17 protein-coding genes and 1 pseudogene are annotated in these 17,307 nt (G+C 67.2%); 10 read left to right on the forward strand and 8 right to left on the reverse strand.

Annotated features, from left to right (window positions below; genetic code table 11):
- The first annotated feature begins 676 nt into the window (after positions 1-676).
- A complete protein-coding gene (gene mobF / locus ACJH7A_RS25390; RefSeq protein WP_406802924.1) occupies positions 677-3,580 on the forward strand; it encodes a MobF family relaxase in 2,904 nt (967 codons plus the stop codon).
- Positions 3,581-3,627: 47 nt separating this feature from the next.
- Here mobF and ACJH7A_RS25395 read toward each other — a convergent pair whose 3' ends face one another.
- Positions 3,628-3,822 carry a hypothetical protein gene (locus tag ACJH7A_RS25395; protein WP_406802925.1) on the reverse strand — a complete coding sequence of 65 codons (195 nt, stop codon included), beginning with the start codon at positions 3,820-3,822 and terminating at the stop codon, positions 3,628-3,630.
- Positions 3,823-4,072: 250 nt separating this feature from the next.
- Here ACJH7A_RS25395 and ACJH7A_RS25400 point away from each other — a divergent pair, with 250 nt between their 5' ends.
- Positions 4,073-5,155 (forward strand): hypothetical protein, encoded by a 1,083-nt coding sequence (locus ACJH7A_RS25400; protein ID WP_406802926.1) that lies wholly within the window; start codon positions 4,073-4,075, stop codon positions 5,153-5,155.
- A 134-nt stretch (positions 5,156-5,289) separates the two neighbouring features.
- On the opposite strand, the gene ACJH7A_RS25405 is transcribed toward ACJH7A_RS25400, so the two are convergent.
- Complete coding sequence (locus ACJH7A_RS25405) at positions 5,290-6,630, reverse strand: hypothetical protein (RefSeq protein WP_406802927.1); 1,341 nt, start codon at positions 6,628-6,630, stop codon at positions 5,290-5,292.
- Between the two features lie 60 nt (positions 6,631-6,690).
- Here ACJH7A_RS25405 and ACJH7A_RS25410 point away from each other — a divergent pair, with 60 nt between their 5' ends.
- The gene (locus ACJH7A_RS25410; protein ID WP_406802928.1) at positions 6,691-6,819 is read left to right on the forward strand and encodes a hypothetical protein; all 129 of its coding nucleotides are present in this window, start codon (positions 6,691-6,693) and stop codon (positions 6,817-6,819) included.
- Positions 6,820-7,133: 314 nt separating this feature from the next.
- Here ACJH7A_RS25410 and ACJH7A_RS25415 read toward each other — a convergent pair whose 3' ends face one another.
- On the reverse strand, positions 7,134-7,430 hold the full coding sequence (locus tag ACJH7A_RS25415; protein ID WP_406802930.1) for an Imm61 family immunity protein: 297 nt from the start codon (positions 7,428-7,430) through the stop codon (positions 7,134-7,136).
- Positions 7,431-7,730: 300 nt separating this feature from the next.
- Between ACJH7A_RS25415 and ACJH7A_RS25420 the strand changes: the two genes are divergently transcribed.
- From ACJH7A_RS25420 to ACJH7A_RS25445, 6 genes and pseudogenes are all read left to right on the forward strand, one after another.
- Positions 7,731-8,114: a BlaI/MecI/CopY family transcriptional regulator gene (locus ACJH7A_RS25420; RefSeq protein WP_406802931.1), complete on the forward strand. Its 384-nt coding sequence runs from the start codon at positions 7,731-7,733 to the stop codon at positions 8,112-8,114.
- Complete coding sequence (locus ACJH7A_RS25425) at positions 8,111-9,052, forward strand: M56 family metallopeptidase (protein ID WP_061005446.1); 942 nt, start codon at positions 8,111-8,113, stop codon at positions 9,050-9,052. Before ACJH7A_RS25420 ends, ACJH7A_RS25425 begins: the two co-directional genes overlap by 4 nt.
- Before the next feature lie 162 nt (positions 9,053-9,214).
- Positions 9,215-9,780: pseudogene (locus ACJH7A_RS25430) on the forward strand (hypothetical protein).
- 97 nt (positions 9,781-9,877) lie between these two features.
- Entirely contained in the window at positions 9,878-10,507 is a 630-nt protein-coding gene (locus ACJH7A_RS25435; RefSeq protein ID WP_061005450.1) for a class I SAM-dependent methyltransferase, read from the forward strand.
- Positions 10,508-10,583: 76 nt separating this feature from the next.
- Positions 10,584-10,916 carry a helix-turn-helix transcriptional regulator gene (locus ACJH7A_RS25440; protein ID WP_346415933.1) on the forward strand — a complete coding sequence of 111 codons (333 nt, stop codon included), beginning with the start codon at positions 10,584-10,586 and terminating at the stop codon, positions 10,914-10,916.
- The gene (locus ACJH7A_RS25445) at positions 10,913-11,623 is read left to right on the forward strand and encodes a cation diffusion facilitator family transporter (RefSeq protein ID WP_191248101.1); all 711 of its coding nucleotides are present in this window, start codon (positions 10,913-10,915) and stop codon (positions 11,621-11,623) included. The genes ACJH7A_RS25440 and ACJH7A_RS25445 overlap by 4 nt, the downstream gene beginning before the upstream one ends.
- A 39-nt stretch (positions 11,624-11,662) precedes the next feature.
- Here the strand turns inward: ACJH7A_RS25445 and ACJH7A_RS25450 are convergent, their stop codons facing one another.
- A complete protein-coding gene (locus ACJH7A_RS25450; protein WP_061009829.1) occupies positions 11,663-12,382 on the reverse strand; it encodes a hypothetical protein in 720 nt (239 codons plus the stop codon).
- A 26-nt stretch (positions 12,383-12,408) separates the two neighbouring features.
- Positions 12,409-12,726 carry a hypothetical protein gene (locus ACJH7A_RS25455; protein ID WP_170212400.1) on the reverse strand — a complete coding sequence of 106 codons (318 nt, stop codon included), beginning with the start codon at positions 12,724-12,726 and terminating at the stop codon, positions 12,409-12,411.
- Here ACJH7A_RS25455 and ACJH7A_RS25460 point away from each other — a divergent pair.
- Positions 12,725-13,432, forward strand: coding sequence for a hypothetical protein (locus ACJH7A_RS25460; protein WP_138230753.1), 708 nt, complete (start codon positions 12,725-12,727; stop codon positions 13,430-13,432). The genes ACJH7A_RS25455 and ACJH7A_RS25460 overlap by 2 nt on opposite strands.
- Here ACJH7A_RS25460 and ACJH7A_RS25465 read toward each other — a convergent pair.
- The 3 genes from ACJH7A_RS25465 to ACJH7A_RS25475 are packed head-to-tail and all read right to left on the reverse strand — an operon-like array spanning position 13,429 to position 17,283.
- Positions 13,429-13,650 carry a heavy-metal-associated domain-containing protein gene (locus ACJH7A_RS25465; protein WP_061006725.1) on the reverse strand — a complete coding sequence of 74 codons (222 nt, stop codon included), beginning with the start codon at positions 13,648-13,650 and terminating at the stop codon, positions 13,429-13,431. The two genes, ACJH7A_RS25460 and ACJH7A_RS25465, sit on opposite strands and share 4 nt — an antisense overlap.
- 48 nt (positions 13,651-13,698) lie before the next feature.
- On the reverse strand, positions 13,699-14,760 hold the full coding sequence (locus tag ACJH7A_RS25470; RefSeq protein ID WP_061006724.1) for a sulfite exporter TauE/SafE family protein: 1,062 nt from the start codon (positions 14,758-14,760) through the stop codon (positions 13,699-13,701).
- A gap of 54 nt (positions 14,761-14,814) precedes the next feature.
- Positions 14,815-17,283, reverse strand: a complete 2,469-nt coding sequence (locus tag ACJH7A_RS25475) for a cation-translocating P-type ATPase (protein WP_082761868.1) — start codon at positions 17,281-17,283, stop codon at positions 14,815-14,817.
- Between the last annotated feature and the right edge of the window lie 24 nt (positions 17,284-17,307).

Below are 17,307 nucleotides of genomic sequence, written 5' to 3' on the forward strand. Positions count from 1 at the left end.
TACTCGCCGGCCGCGCTCGCGGTGTTCCGCGCGATGCCGACCTCGTGGTGCTGGCGCACCTACTCGCCGGCCGCGCTCGCGGTGTTCCGCGCGATGCCGACCTCGTGGTGCTGGCGCACCTACTCGCCGGCCGCGCTACATCGGAACGAAGCCCGACAGCACCCAGTCGATCGTGTGGCTGATCATCAGCCATTCCATCGCCACCAGCACTCCGCCGGCTGCCGCCAGGCCCAGCCTGATCTTCACCATCTGCTCATCCTCCGCAGTTAGCCAGACCGGTCAACACCCCAACCGGCATCACACCCAGTCCAGAACCGACCCGTAACTGCCGGCTCACAAGCTCGCCCGACGACAGCGCCAGGCCTCCGGCGCGCCGCGCGCGCCTCCGGCCATCTGGCACCTCATCCACGCCCCTCACCTTCCCCATCACCCGCCACCCCATCCCTCTTCCACTTCTCACCTCACCCTAACCCCGCTCACCCCCCACCCCAGGCACCTTTCCAACCCCACCAACCCCAGCTTCACACCCCGCACGCCACACCCTGCTCCCGTCCTTTTAGACTTCGGGCACATTGGCACAAGTTGTGCAAGACTGGTTGTGGCCGCGCGGGGCGCGACCACAACCGCCGGTCCCCGGCTGGCGCCCGTGACCGGCTCGGTAAGGAGGTTGTCGACTGTGTTGACGATTTCCCGGCTGAGCCGATGGAGCATCAACTACTACGAAAAGACCGCGAACGAGGCCCAGCAGGCCTCGATGGACCGCCAATCCGCCGGCGGCGGACTGGGCGAGTACTACAGCGAAAAAGACACCCGGGTGCCCACCTGGGTCGTCACCGGGAACCGCGCGCTGATCGCCGAGCTGACCGGTTTGAGTGACGCGGCGGTACAAGGTGGGTTTGCTGACGGGGCGCACGTCACCCAGTGGTTGGACGACGGAGTCGCCCCCAGCGGGGCGAGTGGTCGGGCGTTTACACAGGAGTCCGTGCACGGGTTTGACCTGATGTTCGCCGCTCCCAAAAGCGTGTCGCTGATGCGGGCCCTGCACGACGATGTCAACGAGAAAATCATCGGCGAAGCCCACATGAAAGCCGTGAACGCGGCGATGGAATACCTGCATCAACACGCCGGATACACCCGGGTGCACAACGCTCTGACCGGGAAAAAGGACCTTGAGCGGCTGCCGGGGCTCGTGTCGATCGCCTACCAGCACGAGACGTCGCGGTGTGGTGACCCGCACCTGCACACCCACGTGATCCTGCCGAATCGGCAGGCCCGCGCGGACGGGAAGCTGGTGTCCGTTGACTCCAAGTCGCTGCTGCACGAGGCCAAGGCAGCCGGGATCATCTACCAGGCCACGCTGCGCCACGAGCTGCACATTCAGCGCGGGTTCGAATGGAATCACGTGGCCGCGCATTCCGGCATGGCGGAAATCGCCGGTGTGACGCGGGCGTGCATCAAGGCGTGGTCGCAGCGCTCGACGCGCCTGCGCGAATGGGCGCGCGACAACCTGGTCATCGTGGACGGTGAACCGACCGCGCAACAACTCGCGGCCGCGCAAAAAGCAACGCGGCCGCGAAAAGCGGAGTCGCTGTCGTGGGCGCAGCTGAAAGAAATGTGGCGCGCGGATGCGCGCGGTTTGGAACTGGACCGCGCCGCGCATCACGAAGCAAAACGCGAACGCCGCGCCGCGGCGCGCACACCGCTGGATCGCGGCCGCGTTGCGCAGATGGCCGCGCACATCGACAAAGCGACATTCACGCGCGCGGACCTGGTCGAGCTGATCGGCGCGATGGTCCCGGTCGACGCGCAGGGCGAACCGCGGCTACTGATCGAGAACAGCGTGGACATGGTCGGTATCCGCGTCAGCGAGAAACGCGAAGCGCACCACCGCGAAGGCCATGAACTGCTCACCGTCGACGCGATCATCGCTGAGGAAGAACGCGTTTTCCGGATGGTCGACGAACGCGACACCCGCGCGCGGCTGGACCTGCGGCCCGCGGATTTGGGCGACCTGTCCGCGGACCAGGCCCGCGCCATGGCCAGCATCGCGCACTCCCCCTGGCTGGTGCAGCCGCTACAGGCTCCCGCCGGCGCGGGCAAAACGCACTCGCTCAAAGCGCTGCGCGCGGCCGCGCATCGCGGCGGCAAGGAGGTCCTGGTCCTCGCGCCGACCGGGAAAGCGGTCGACGAAGCGATGCAAGACGAGGCCGGCGACCGAGGAATGACGGTTGACAAGGCACTGCGCCTCATCGAGGACGACAAACTCAACATCGACCGGCGCACCCTGATCATCGTCGACGAAGCCTCCATGGTCGGAACCCCGGACCTGCAGAAGCTGCTGTCCTGCGCGGTCATGGGGCGGGCGAAGATGGTGCTGGTCGGTGACCCTTATCAACTCGCGCCGGTCAAAAAGCGCGGCGGCATGTTCGAGAACCTTTGCGATGACCTGCCCTGGTCGCAGCGTCTCGGTGAGGTGTGGCGCATGCGCGACCCCGAAGAACGCGATGCCTCCCTGGCGCTGCGCAACGGACGCGGCAAGCGGCTCAAACACGCGGTCGGCTGGTATCGCAACCACGGCCGGCTCAACACCGGTGACCCGATCGCCATGGCCACCGATGCGACCAACGCCTACATCGCAGCGCGCGCCGCGGGGAAAGACGCGGCGATCATCTGCGACCGGTGGGAAATCGCGGACGCGATCAACGTCAAGCTGCACTCGCACTACACCAAGGCCGGCGATCCCAGCCTGACCGTGGCCCGCGACAAGTCCACCCAATACACGCCTACGGTTCGGGTCGCGCGCGACCAGGACGTCTGCGTTGGGGACATCATCATCACCCGCAACAACGACGTCAGCATCGACGTCGCACCCGGCCCGGATCACAAGCACGGCGACCGGGTCGATCAGGTCCGCAACGGCAACCGATGGACTGTGGTCGCGGTCGACCCGGAAACAGGCCGGCTGTCAGCGGAACGCCTCACCGATAAAGGCCGCGCGGTGTTCGAGGGTGAATACCTGCGTGAACACATCACCCTCGGTTACGCGACCACCCTGCACGCCGCTCAAGGCATCACCGTGGGCAGCTCGAGCACCCAGGGCGCGGCTTTCACCGTGATGGCCGATCAGGCCACACGGGCGATGGCCTACGTGGGAACCAGCCGCGCCAAAGATGAGAACCACGTGTACATCTACCAACCGATCACCGGGGAGTCCGACCACGAACACGGCCGCATCGTGTCGGGGGATGACATCCACCAACTGCGCCGCGGCAACAAGCACGCCGCCGCGCACTACTTCCACGAAATCCTCAGGAACGATGACCGGCCGCGTTCGATGCACGCCGAAGCCCTGCGCACCGAACGTGACCAGCTTCCCGACCTGGTGGCTGCCCTGCTGGGCCGTTACGACGAGCGCTTGGAACACCGCAATGAGGCGCACCGTGCTGAAAGCGCGGCCAGCCGCGACCTCGACAAAGCCTGGTCGCAGATGGCTGACCGTCACCAGCAGCAGACCGAGCAGGCCGCCGAACGCGCGGCGGGCCGCGACGAGAGCATCGACGGCGACAGCTTGGAGCAGTAGCGGAGGGGTGGACGCGACGCATCGGCGCGCCACCCCACTTCACCGGGTCAGTGCCGCCTGCCACCGCCGCCAAGGTTGAGCAGCACGGTGTTGAACACGACGACCGCCGCTTGCGGGTCCTTCAACTGGAACGCCAGAGCCCCGTAAGCGGTCGCCACCGCCAGAGCCAACCAGCCCTGCCGGCTCGGACGCGCTGCGGAACTGTGTTCGCCGGCGGCCTGACCGTTGTTATGGATACGCACTGTGAGCCTCCGCTCATCGCAATCTGCGGGCGGCAGCGCTGACGCCGCCGCCCGCGCCCCACAACAGGGGCCACACCTTCCCTTTGCGAACGCCGCAAAAACACAGTGCGGAGAGACGGAGATCACATGAGACAGCTCACCTCCTGCTGGAGGGGGTGCTTCCGGCCGCGATCGGACGTTCCAATAGCGCTAGGGGCGGCCGGCAGTCGGGCAGCACGACATACGAGCACTGTGCGCGTATGTTGGAGTTATGAGCGAGCTCTGGACAGTGGACCAAGCCGCCGACTATTGGGGCGTCACACCACCGCGTGCCCGCGGCATCCTGTCCACGCGCCACATTCACCGAGTCACCGGCTACCAGCGCGCGGACATCCTGGCAGTCACACGACGGCGAGGCGCCCGCAATGATCTGACTCCGCCGACGCACGCGCTGACCCTTGCCGACATCGCGGCAGCCATCGCGGCCGCGGAATCCGAGGCCGCGCGCTGGCGGCTGTTTCTTGAATTCCAGCGCGGCGCCGCAGAATCGGGCCGCGAAGCACTCGGGCTTATCCAGGACGATCCCCCGATGACTGGCCATGCGCGCTACGACGCCCTGTTGGCCGGCGCCGCCGAGGACGTCGCCGCCCGATACGCCGTGCCGGGTCCGCTGTGGACCATCACCACCGAACGATTTCTGAGCTCGGCCTGGTGGATCAGCGACCTGCCCTCAGCGCGGCTGTACGCCCTGATCGGAACCCCGGCCTCCTACCGCCGCCGAGGAATCTACGTCGACCGCCACGACATCACCCCTGACGGAAAGACCCCGATGCCCGAACCCCTTTTCGACCGCACCGAGATCGTCGCCGCCTTCACCGACCTCGCGGCCCGGCTCGAACGGGCCGGGGTCGTCGGCCACATACATGTGATCGGCGGCGCAGCCATGCTGCTCGCCTACAACCCCGACCGCGTCGCCACACGCGACATCGACGCCATGTTCATCCCGGACACCCCCGTCATCGCAGCTGTACGCGACATCGCCCGCGAACGGCGCTGGCCCAGCACCTGGCTCAACAACCAAGCATCGATCTACGTCTCCCGCACCCCCGGCGAAGGACCCCGCGTATTCGACCACCCACACCTGCAAGTAATGGCCACACCAGCCGATCACCTGCTCGCGATGAAGGCGCTCGCGGCGCGCGCCACCTCCGACCGCGAAGACCTCGAATACCTGATCAGCTATCTCACGGTCACCACCCCCCAGGAGGTGTGGTCCCTCGTCCGACGCTATTTCCCCGATACCGCGATCTCCCAACGAGCCAGGCTGCTCATCGACGACATCCTGGCGCGCTGAACGGTCTGCCGAACACTGCTCCCGGCTGCGGGGGGTACACGCACCGGTGACCTGAAAACGGCGTCGAACGAAGCGGCGCCACGGAGTCAGGTGCCGCGATCGGGAATCCGGTACAGCGTGCGATCTCGCGAGCCTCAGAACGCGATCGTCGTGGGTCCGATTTGAGCAATACTCGCCCGGAGCCCCGAACCTGTCAGAACGTCCGTACTCACCGTCGTCGCGCTAACCGTCCGAGTTGGGCCGACACCGCCACCCGGCTGCGAGTCGTCCCAAATCCGGCTGGGACCAACGCCGCCGCCGGGAACGCTGTCGTCCCAGATCGTGTTCGGGTGGCCTCCCGGGTGTTCGTCGTCCCAGATCGCGGAGCCACCCCCATGGGGATCGGGGTACCGATCGCCCTTTTGGGGCTGGTCGGCGTTTGGCGGAGGTGGGTCCGCAGGTTTCGGTGCCGGCTGGTCATTCTTAGGTTTGGGTGCAGGCTTCTCGTCTGCGGGCGGCGGATCCGCCGGCTTGGGTGCTGGCTTCCCATCGGTGGGCGTTGGGTTTTGTCCACCCTGGCTGGGTTTGTCGATGAGTTCATGGATTCCAACTCCAATACGGATTCCGGCACCTGCCGACACGGCCAGCGCACCGCCGAGGACGAGCCAACCAGCGGGACCCGTGGCGAGTCCGATGGCGATGGCGGCGGTGCCGAGCGCGCCGACTCCGAGACTGATATCCCGCAGGCCATCTTCCGGGGTTTCGGTTCCCCCGAAGCCAAGTTGCCCGGTATGTCCGAACGGTCCCCCCGGCGTTCCACTGCCCCGCCCGCCGTTGATGAGCCGAGAAGCCCCACCTCCGCCCATCTCGCGCCACGCGTGTCCCCACTCGCTGCCTTGCCCGCCGAGCCAGTCGTTGACCATGCCGTCGGCGCTCTGTCGGCCCTTGCCGTTTGCCCTCCCGCGGCCGCCGGGGAGGTCGTTGATTGTCGGCAGTCCGCCTGGGACTCCCGCCGGGCCTTCTCCGAGCCCGCCGCCCAAGATGTCGGACACGTTCGGCATATCCCCGCCACCGCTGATTTCGTCTTCGGGGTGCAATCCACCGATTACGTCACCTGCTGTGGGGCCGAGTCCCGGCACCCCGGACAGGTACTCGTCACTGTCGATGGCCCGGTCGATTCGCCAGCTGGACACGTCGACTTTTGCGAGCTCACCGGGTCCGAACACGGTCGCAGTTCGGGTGTTTGGATCGACGACCGGTACTGCGTGCCGGCGGGCGAGTTCGGAGTCGGCCAGCTTGATGAGCGCGAAGTTCAGCACGGTGTCTGTGGTTGTCCGCGTGAGCCACGGCCACGACCCGTTAATGGCCGCGCACAGAACAGGTTCGAGTCCGTCGACCCTGCCGGAGGCCCGAACTTCGGCCACAACCGCACGTAGGACTGCGATCCGGACCGCGACAGGAGCACCTGCCAAACCGGCGGTGAACGCAGCGGACATGCGTATCCAGGTTTTGTGGGCTACCTCGGTGCGAACGCGGCCGGCTAACGACGATACGACGTGAGCGTTGGGATGATCGATCCGCGCCGCGAGCTCCTGCAGCAGGTGCAGCGCGGACCCGAGCGGTATGTATCCGATCTCGCCGGTCGAGCGGTAGATCGGACCGGTCGCGGTGACACCGACGAGTGACTTTGGCCAGTACGCCGATGGTCGGTTCGAGGACTCTCGCGGCACATGCGACTCGGAATGAGACTCCTGGAATTCCGATGAAGCGGCGCTTCCTCGGGTATCTGAGCGGCTGGTTTCGACGGTCATGTTAGGTCCTCCTCCTAGACGCAAACTGCGACCCGAGGGAATGCCGTCGACGTTGTTTTAGTCCTAAACACCCCGAACCGGCTCGGCAGCATCCCGGGGATTGACCCCCGCGTCAATGCAAGCACAACCGAAAGTGGGGCGCCTCAGCCAAATGGATGAGAAAGGGACGCAATGATCCATTGAAGGTGTCAGCAGGGCGCTCGATAATGTCCGTTGACCAGCAGAGGCTCACCCGTCGGGCTGAGGAAAGCCCTTTTCAGCGCGTCCAGGTCCCGCGCAGTCAAGAAGTGCGACAGTGGGACCAGCTTGACCAGGCTCAATGTCTCATCCCGCGCGGCGGCGACCGGGCTGCCGTCGATCCGACGGAGCGTGCGGTATCCGTTCGTGAACGGACCTAGCACGTAGCCGGGAGCGGTGAGATCGGGTGTCCACGGCAACTCAAGGTAGTCAAGTTCCAAGTCTTCGCGGATATCGTCCCCGAGCATTCTATCGCCAGTTTGGATTGTTGCAGTGCGTCCCAATGAGCGCAGAGAACGACGACTTTGTCGTACCAACAGTGATCATCGAGCGGTGCAACAGCTATTCGGGTCCCGGGTGGGCCACCGAGCTGGTCACGATATCGACGAACGCCAGACAGTGTTCAATGCCGCCGCTCAAGTGCAAGTCCCAGGCGTACTGTCCGCACACGGGTACGATTACTATCTAGGTACGTAGATAGTGGCAGCGGAAACAGGCTGAGGTGCAACGCTGATCGCTGACACCGCGAGCGGAGATGAGGGGCGAGCGTGCGGGTGCGAGGATTCGGTGAACTTGAGGCGGTCATCATGGACCGTATGTGGAATCGGGACCCGGGCGCGCCAACGACGGTGCGTGAGGTGTTCGACGAGCTGGCCAGCGAGCGGGACATCGCCTACACGACGGTCATGTCGACGATGGACAACCTGCACACTAAGGGCTGGCTGACCCGTAAGCGTCAGGGCAAGGCCTATGACTATTGGGTGGCGCTTACGCGTGAGGAGAACACGGCGCGCATGATGCACAACGCGCTCGACGGCGGCGGTAGCAGCGAATTGGTGCTCACGCATTTCGTGGAACAGATGAGTCCTGAGGAATCTGCAGGACTACGCGCGGCATTGCGGCGTCTGGCCAATCGGGCGGCCACGCAGTGAGCACGGTGGTGTGTCTGCTCGGGTATAGCCTCGTGGTCCTCGTTCTCGGACCTCCGGTGTTGCGGCGGCTGACCGCAAGCGGACCGGCTCCCCGGCTCGGGGTAGCGGCTTGGCTGAGCGCGATCGTCAGTGTGCTCGCGACGTGGGCGGCCACGACGGCGATTATTGCAGCCCAACTGATCGGCCATTGGGGCCATCTGGATCGGCTCATCGTGATGTGTCTGACGTGGCTGTGCCGTGCGGTTAGCGGTGGCGTGAGCGGGGTGGGGCAGGCGGTCGTAGGCGGTGTGCTGGCCGCGGCAGCGGTGGCTGCGGTCGTCGCCACGATACGGCTGGTCCGCGCCGTGGGTGTGCTGCGTCGGCGTGCCCGTCAGCACGCCGAGGACGTGCGGCTGGTGGGGCGCGGTACCTCTGACGACGGCGTCGTGGTGATCGATGTGCCGCGGCCGGCGGCCTACTGTGTGTCCGGTAGCCCGCCGGCGATCGTGTTCACCAGCGGGGCGCTCGATGTGCTCGATGAGCGGGCGCGGGCGGCGGTGTTGGCTCACGAGCGCGCCCACCTGGCCGGGCACCACCTCGCGGTGATGACATTTCTGCGTGCCGTGGCCCGGGTGTTTCCGGGTGTCGCGCTGATGGCTGAAGGCGCACAGCAGGTTTCGCGGTTGCTGGAGATGTGCGCCGACGATGCAGCGGCCCGGCGCCATGGCGGTGCGGCACTGTTGTCCGGGCTGATCGCATTGTGCGGAGCGGCGCCCGCCGAGGCGCTCGGTGCTGCCGATGTCGCGGTGCTCGATCGCGCAGAGCGTCTCGCTGGGCCGCGCGCACCATTTGGCGTCGCCACCCAGATTGCGCTGGTATCGGCGATCGTGCTGGCGGGCCTCGGGCCCGTGATGATTGGTGCCCTGGCGGCTACCGGCGTGAGCTTGTGCATGGGGTAACCACCCCAACCACCGATGTACATGTAGACATCCACCCCCGTTCGACCGAGGAACCACCACAACCCAAGGACAGGCGGTACCGGGCATGGCCATCAGTGACACGCAGTGCGCAGATGATGCGCGTCTCCGCAACCCGATCCCGAACCTGGGGCGGTGAGTCCCATGTATTTTGGTCACCTGAGCCGGCGGGCGGCGCTGGCCACGATGGGTGCTGGCGTGGTCGCAGCGGCGGCGTACGTGCTGCGCGGGTTGGTTGAATCACCACGGTCGGCGGTGCGCCTGGCCGACGGCGGCTCGATGATGGGGGTCCGCGGCACCGACATGGCTCGGTACATGGAGATGTTTAACCGGCACACCGAGCTACGCCGCACCGTTGACGACATTCCCGGCGGGGTCCGCACCACCACCGAATCGGACGCCCCGGAATTGGCCGCCCAGCTCAAGGCCCACGTGTCGAGCATGTACGGCCACCTGGCGCAGGGCTCGGAAGTGATGTGCATGAGCGAGAGCCTGCCGACCTTGTTCCAGAACGCACGCGGGTACCGCCGCCAGCTGACGTTCACCGCGGCCGGGGTGGTGGCCGAGGAAACCTCTGATGATCCCCAGCTCGCCGAGGCGATCCGGGCCCATGCCCGCGAGGTTAGCGGGTTCGTGCGCGACGGCATGCCGGCCATGATGGGTGGTTCGGGGGGATGATGGGGCCAGGCTCAATGATGGGCCCGCGCTAACGCCGCCCCGGGATGCGCCGACGCGTCGCGACGGTGTTGGTACAGCCTGCAGACGCCGGAACATGGAGTGCATAAATGAGACCGAAGGCGACGGCACATGACCGCTTCTGATGATCGCTTGAGTAGGTGGAACCGGTACTGGGATAAGAAGTCCCGCAATTACGACCGGGAAATGGGTTTCTTCGATCGACACCTGTTCGGCAACTCCCGGCAATGGGCCTGCAGCCAGGCCAGCGGCGCTGTCCTGGAGGTCGCGGTCGGCACCGGGCTCAACCTGACCTTCTATCCCGATGACGTCACCGTGACCGGAATCGACTGGAGTCAGGGAATGCTGGACCTGGCTCGACAGCGCGCCGCCAACCTCGGCCGCACGGTCGATCTACGCCAGGCCGACGCTCACCATCTCCCGTTTACCGACGCATCATTCGATACTGTGGTGTGCACGTTCGGGCTCTGTGCGATCCCCGACCACGCGCAAGCTCTCGCCGAGATGACTCGAGTCCTGCGCTCCGGCGGCAACCTGATCCTCGTCGATCACATCGAAAGCAGCTCTGCTCCAGTGCGAATCGTCCAACGACTACTCGAGGGCGTCACTGTCCCCCTTGGTGGGGAACACTTTATGCGCCGCCCGCTCACCCTGATTCGCCGCAGCGCTGCACTGACCGTCACCCAGGTGCAACGCTTCCACCTCGGGCTGGTCGAACGCGTCACCGCCCGGAAAAACTGACAACCCGCGGGTATTCAGACCATTAGGCCACGGACGATATAATCGCTCTGTGGCGATGAATACTGTTCCTGCTGAGATGCAGCGCATCGAGCTGGCTCCGGCGGCGGCGCTGTTTCGGTCGCTGGGCGATCCCACGCGGCTGGCGATTGTGCGACGGCTGTCTGCCGGGCCCGCGCGGGTCGCCGACCTCGTCGACGCGGTCGGGCTGGCGCAGTCGACGGTCTCTAAACATCTTGTCTGTCTTCGGGATTGCGGCCTCGTGACCTCCGATCCGGTAGGCCGATCCTCGGTGTTTCAGCTCGCCCAGCCCGCCCTGATCGACGTGCTCGCCGCCGCCGAGACGGTCCTGGCGGCCACCGGCAACGCCGTCGAACTCTGCCCCACCTACGGCACCGGAGGACAACCGTGACCGACAAAAGCATCGACGAAACAGCGGCCGAGCGGGCCTCACACTGCCAGCGCGGGCCTGCTTGCGCCGATGACTGCTGCGTCCCGGTCACGGTCCCCGGCCATGACGCGGCCTGGCATGCCGCCGCACGCAAAGCCAAACTGCTGTCCTGGATTTCGCTGGGCTACATGGCCGCCGAAGGCATCGTTGCGGTAGTGGCCTCGTGGCTAGCCAATTCTGTGGCCCTGCTCGGCTTCGGCCTGGACTCTCTGATCGAGGGCCTGGCGTCGGTCATCATCGTCTGGCGCTTTACCGGCTCGCGCACCGTGTCCCCGGACGCGGAGGCTCGTGCGCAGAAGGCGGTCGCCGGGACGTTTTTCCTGCTCGCCCCATACATCGCGTATGACGCCATCACCACCCTGATCGCGGGCGAACACCCTCGAACCAGCTGGCTCGGGATCGCGTTGTCGATCACGTCGCTGATCGTCATGCCGATCCTGGGCCGCGCTAAACGCCGGCTGGGCGCGCAATTGGGATCGGCGGCCACCTCCGGGGAAGGAACCCAGAATCTGTTGTGCGCCTACCTTGCTGGCGCGGTGTTGATCGGACTGGTGGCCAACACCGCATTCGGACTGTGGTGGCTCGATCCCGCCGTCGGGCTGCTCGTGGCGGCCCTGGCCGTGCGTGAAGGAATTGAGGCCTGGCGCGGCGAAGAATGCGCCTGCTGATGTGACGCGGTGACCAGCGTCTGCTTCCCGGGACCCGAATTACGCGTCGCGGGGGAAATTGTATGTGCTCGGAATGCTCTCACCAAGCTCCGGCGTGCCGTAGACGACGGCGATCTCATCATGCGGTTTCAACAGGATGGCGGCCGGATTGCCGGTCTGCGGTGCGCCGTTGACGAAGACCCGCAGGCTCTTGCCGTCGGCCGCGCGCAGTGCGCCAATGTTGTTGGCCGACAAGCTAACCTGCCATTCGGAGAAGAATTCGCCGAGGCTGAATTGTCGGTGTGCCGGAGATTCGACGTGGATTACGCCGGTGCTGTCATGGGTGTGTAGCGGGCTGATCGTGCGGTGTGTGCCGTCGATGCCGATGCGGGCCGGCACCGGCACCGCCCGGCCATTGACCAACACGTCCAGGTGGGTATGAACGTGTTCGACCATGCCCTCCTCACCGAGCATCGGCAGGCCTGCTGCGGCGACGGCGGCCGCAGCATCGGTGGGCGCGGGCCACGGCGGCATGCTGTCGGCGCCGGCGGCGACCGTCGCTGGGGAGTGATCGAGGCCGGTCGATGTCGTTGCCGCGTGGTTGCCGTTTCTGGCGGGCAGCCAGATGATCGTCGCGGCCAGCAGCGCCGCCGCGGTGACCGCGAATGCTGCGATCCACACGAGTCTGCTGCGCTGCCCACCCGATCCTAGCTGGGCGAGCGTTTTGCGTTGTGCGCGTTCGGCTTTCGCCATATTGCGTGGTGTGCGTGCGGTACCCATGCGATGCCCTCTCCCGTCCTTGCCGCTCACGTCAGGCCGACACGGGGCCGGCGTCGCGTGAGGGCGCCGAACACAGCGCCGATGCCCCCTCCCGCAGCGGCGATCGCGACTCCCGCGGCCACGATCGCCCACGGCGCGCGTGTAGGGGTGCTGGCGGCCGTCAACTGCGGGCCGTCGGCAGGGGCCGCGGCCTTCGGTGGGCTTGGCGTGTCGATGGCCGCGACCGTTGGATCGGGGCGCCCGGTAGCGGCTGCGGTGACTTTGCCAGCAGGCATCGCGGCGACGGCGGTGCGCTCGTGCATGCCGCCGGGCATCGGGTGGCTGCTCATCACACGATCACCCATGGCGCCGCTGCCCATGGCGCTGCTGGGCATGGGTGCGCCGCTGGGTTTCATCGCGCCGCTTCCCATGGCGCCGCCGGTGGGCATGCCGCCTTTCATGCCACCGCTTTTCATGCCGCCGGCGGTCCCGGTGGGCATGCCGCTGTTCGCCGGGCCGGTCGTGCCGTTGGTGCCCGTTGCCCCAGTGGTGCCGCCGACCGTTGGGTCAGTAGTCGACCCGTCCGCGCCGTGGCCGGTCGTGGTCGTGGGGCCGGTGGTGGTCGTGGGGCCGGTGGTGGTCGATCCGCTGCTACCGGTCGTGGCAGCACCGCCATCGGTGTGCGTCCCGCTGCTGGTGCCGCCAGTGGTGGTCCCGCCTGTTGTGGTCCCGCCTGCGGTGATTCCACTGGTTTGGGTGTGGCCGGTTCCGGTGGTGGTCGCGCTGCCGCTGGTGCTCGTTTCGCCGCTGGACATCTGGCTGTGCGACGCATCGCCGCGAGTGGTGGTCCCACCGCCGACGGTGTCGGCGGCCGGGCTCTGGGCAACCGGTGTCAGCGGTGTGGTGGTGGCGTGCGGTGCCAGGACCGTGGCAGAGGCGAACAAGCCGAGTGCCCCAATGGTCAGCGCTGCTATTTGCGGCCGCAGCCATCGCGTCGCGGTCACCGATACGCCTTCTTTCTTGTGGTTGTCCGTCGGCCAACGTGCCGCGGCGGTCCGTGAATTCGGCTAGGGGGCAAGCAGTTCGGCCTGGTAGCCGAGTTCGGTGATCGCTGCGGTGACCTGTTCGGTGGTGGTGGCGGTGGTGTCGAGTTCGACGGTGGTGCGCGCGTTTTTGACCGAGGTGTGCGACGTGGCGACACCGGGCAGGTCTTCGAGTGTTTCGTCGATCAGCATTGAGCAGCTGGCGCAGTGCATTCCGTCGACGCGGAAGGTGTGGGTGGTCGGCATGTGGTGTGCTCCTGGGGTTTCGCAGATGGTGTCGAGGTTGGTTGGTTGTTAGGTGACGGTGAGGTAGCCGCCGTACATGCCCATGCCGCAGTGATAGGTCAGCTGCCCGGGCTGCAGAACCCCGAGGTCGATGCGGGTGTCCCCGGTGACCGGCAGGATGCGTTCGTCCCCGGTCCGGTCGATCAGGAAAGACCGGATGCAGCCTTCGGCGTTATCGGAGTGCACGGTCAGGGTGGTGGGTATGCCGGATTTCAGTTGGATGTTCTCGGGGCTGTAGCCGCCGGGGCCGGCGGTGATGACCGCGTTCTGGTGTCCGGCGGTGATGGTCACGGTGGCCGCGTCGGCGACGGCGGCCGACCCGGTCAGGCCCAGGGTCCGGCCGAGGTGGCTCGCGGCCAGCGGTGACCCTGCCAATTCCAGACCGCCGTTGAGGGTGAACAGGCCCATCGCCACGACCGCGACACCGGTCGCCGCGGCCAGGCGCCCACTCCACACCGTGGCCAATTTGCGGGCCGCGTAACCGATCAGCGCGAACAGCGGGCTGGTGCCGGCGATGAACACCGCCATGATCAGCGCGCCCTGCAGCGGCGACCCGGACGCCAGGGCCAGCGCCTCCACCGACAGTGTCACCCCGCACGGGATGAGGATCGTGGCCATCCCGAGTAGGGCCGGCGCGACCGCGGTCTGCGAGCGGGCACGGCCTCGCACGAACCGCATCCAGGAGGCGGGCGGTTCGATCACGATGCGCCGAAAACCCGGGACACCCAATTGGGCCAGGCCGAAGCTGATGATGAGCAGGCCGGCGACGATCTGGATCCCGGTGCGAGCCCCGATCGACAGTTGCACCGCTGCCCCGGCCGCCCCCAACAGGGCACCTAAGACGGTGTGGGACACCAGTTTCCCGGCCAGGAATCCGCCCACCGGGGTTAGGTCGTCACGGATCGCCTCCAGCGTCGACCCGCCGGGGCGGGTCCCGGTGGCCGCCTCGGCCGCGGCGACCTCGGTGGCCCGTTGGCGGGTGATCAGTCCGGTCAGCAGCCCGCCCTGCACGGCCGCGCACGACACGCCTCCGGCGAGCAGCCCGGTGATCAATACGGCGGTCAGATTCATTCGTGGTCCTTGTTCGCTTGAGTCGATCAGAATTCGGTTGGGGTGGAGGCGGTGTCAGTTGCGGTTGCGGGCGGCCAGGAAGCCGGTGACGGTGCCGGCGATGCCGATCACCCCTCCCGCGGCCAGCAGGGTGAGCGTGGTGGCCGCGCTGGCCGGTGCCCAATGCTGCACGCCGACCACCACTGCCGCCACAACACCGGCCAGCATGATCGCGGCAGCGGCCGGCACCCACCGTGGCCGCCGGGCGGGCGGTGTTGCCGCAGAACCGGATTCGGGGGTGGCGGTGCTGGTGAACGTGCGTAGTCGCAGGCTGTTGGTCACGACGAAGACGCTGGAGAAGGCCATTGCGCCGCCGGCGAGCATCGGGTTGAGCAGGCCGAGCGCGGCCAGCGGGATCGCGGCCACGTTGTAGGCGAACGCCCAGAACAGGTTGCCTTTGATGGTGCGCAGGGTGCGCCGCGACAACCGGATGGCGTCGACCGCCGAGCGCAGATCCCCACGCACCAACGTGAGGTCGCTGGCCTCGATCGCGGCGTCGGTACCGGTGCCCATCGACAGTCCCAGATCGGCCTGGGCCAGAGCGGCGGCGTCGTTGACGCCGTCGCCGACCATCGCCACGACCGCGCCGCCCTGTTGTAGCCGGGCGACCGTGTCGACTTTGTCTTTGGGCATGACTTCGGCGATCACCTGGTCGATGCCGACCTCGGCGGCCACTGCGCGAGCGACGGCCTCGTTGTCCCCGGTGAGCAGCACCGGGGTCAGGCCGAGCGCCCGCAGGCCGCCGATCGCTTCAGCGGAGGTCGGTTTGACGGTGTCGGCGACCATCAGCACGGCTTGGGCCTGCCCGCCCCAGGCAACCACAACTGAGGTGCGGCCGCGGGTTTCAGCGTCCTGTTTGGCGGCGACCAGCTCCGCCGGCACGGTGATCTCGTAACTGTCCATGAGACCGTCGCGGCCCACCAGCGCGGGCAGCCCGTCGACCTCGCCGGTGACACCGAGACCCTCATGGTTGACAAATCCCGCAACCGTGGGCAGGTCGCCGACCCGTTCGCGGGCCCCGGCGGCGATCGCCTTGGCGATCGGATGCTCCGAAGCATCCTCCAACGCCCCGGCCACCTGCAGCACCTGCGCCTCGGACACCCCGGCGGCGGTGTGCACGCCGATCAGGCTCATCTTGCCGGTGGTGACTGTGCCGGTCTTGTCCAGCACGACCGTGTCGACGCGGCGGGTGGATTCGAGGACCTCGGGTCCTTTGATCACGATACCCAGCTGCGCGCCGCGCCCCGTCCCAACCAAAAGTGCTGTGGGCGTGGCCAATCCGAGCCCGCAGGGGCACGCGATGATCAGCACCGCCACCGCCGCGGCGAACCCGGCCGCCACGCCGTGACCGGTGCCGATCCAGACCCCCAACGTCAGCAGCGCTATCGCGATGACGACGGGCACGAACACCGCCGACACCCGGTCAGCGAGCCGCTGAACCTGGGCTTTGCCCTGTTGGGCTTCGGTCACCAGGCGGGCGATCTGGGCGAGTTGGGTGTCGGCGCCGACGCGGGTCGCCCGAACCACCAGCCGCCCGCCGACGTTGACCGTGGCCCCGGTGACCGCATCGCCCGGGCCGACCTCGATCGGTACCGATTCGCCGGTGAGCATGGACTCATCGACCGCCGAGCCGCCCTCGACGATCACCCCGTCGGTGGCGACCTTCTCACCCGGGCGCACCACGAACCGGTCGCCGACAGCCAATTGTTCTGTCGGGATGCGGATTTCACCACCACCGCGCAGCACTGCGACGTCTTTGGCGCCCAACTCCAACAGTGATCGCAGGGCCGCGCCCGCGCGGCGTTTGGCGCGGGCCTCGAAGAATCGGCCCAGCAGGATCGCCGCGGTGACGGCGGTGGCCACTTCGAAGTAGACGTTGCCGGTGGCATCCCCGCGGCCGGCGGTCAGGCTGAACTCGTGGTGCATCCCCGGTTGGCCGGCGGTGCCGAAAAACAGCGCGAACAGCGACCATAGGAACGCCGCGCCGACACCGACGGAGATGAGGGTGTCCATCGTAGCGGTGCCGTGCCGGGCGTTGAGGGCGGCGGCCCGGTGGAACGGCCACGCGCCCCACACCACGACCGGCGCGGCCAAGGTCAGGGACAGCCACTGCCAGTTGGCGATCTGCAGCGGCGGAATCATCGCCATCGCGATCACCGGGATCGCCAGCGCCACCGACACCTGCATGCGTTGGCGTAGCGAGCGCAGATGCTCATCGTGCTCGCCGGCGCCATCACCGGCCTCGACGGCGGGCGTCGTGGTCGGCGTGGGAGGGGTGGCGGTGTAGCCGGCGTCGGCAATGGCACCGGTGAGGTCAGCGACCGACATCCCGGCCGGGAAGGCCACGATCGCTTTCTCGGTGGCGAAGTTCACCGCGGCGGTCACGCCGTCGATCTTGTTGAGCCGGCGCTCGATCCGCGCAGCACAGGACGCGCACGTCATCCCGCCGATCATCAACTCCACCCGCTCGACGGCGGGTGCCATCGGCGCTTGGGGAAAGGGGTGGGT

This window comes from Mycobacterium sp. SMC-17, from assembly GCF_045310915.1.
GTDB lineage: Bacteria > Actinomycetota > Actinomycetes > Mycobacteriales > Mycobacteriaceae > Mycobacterium.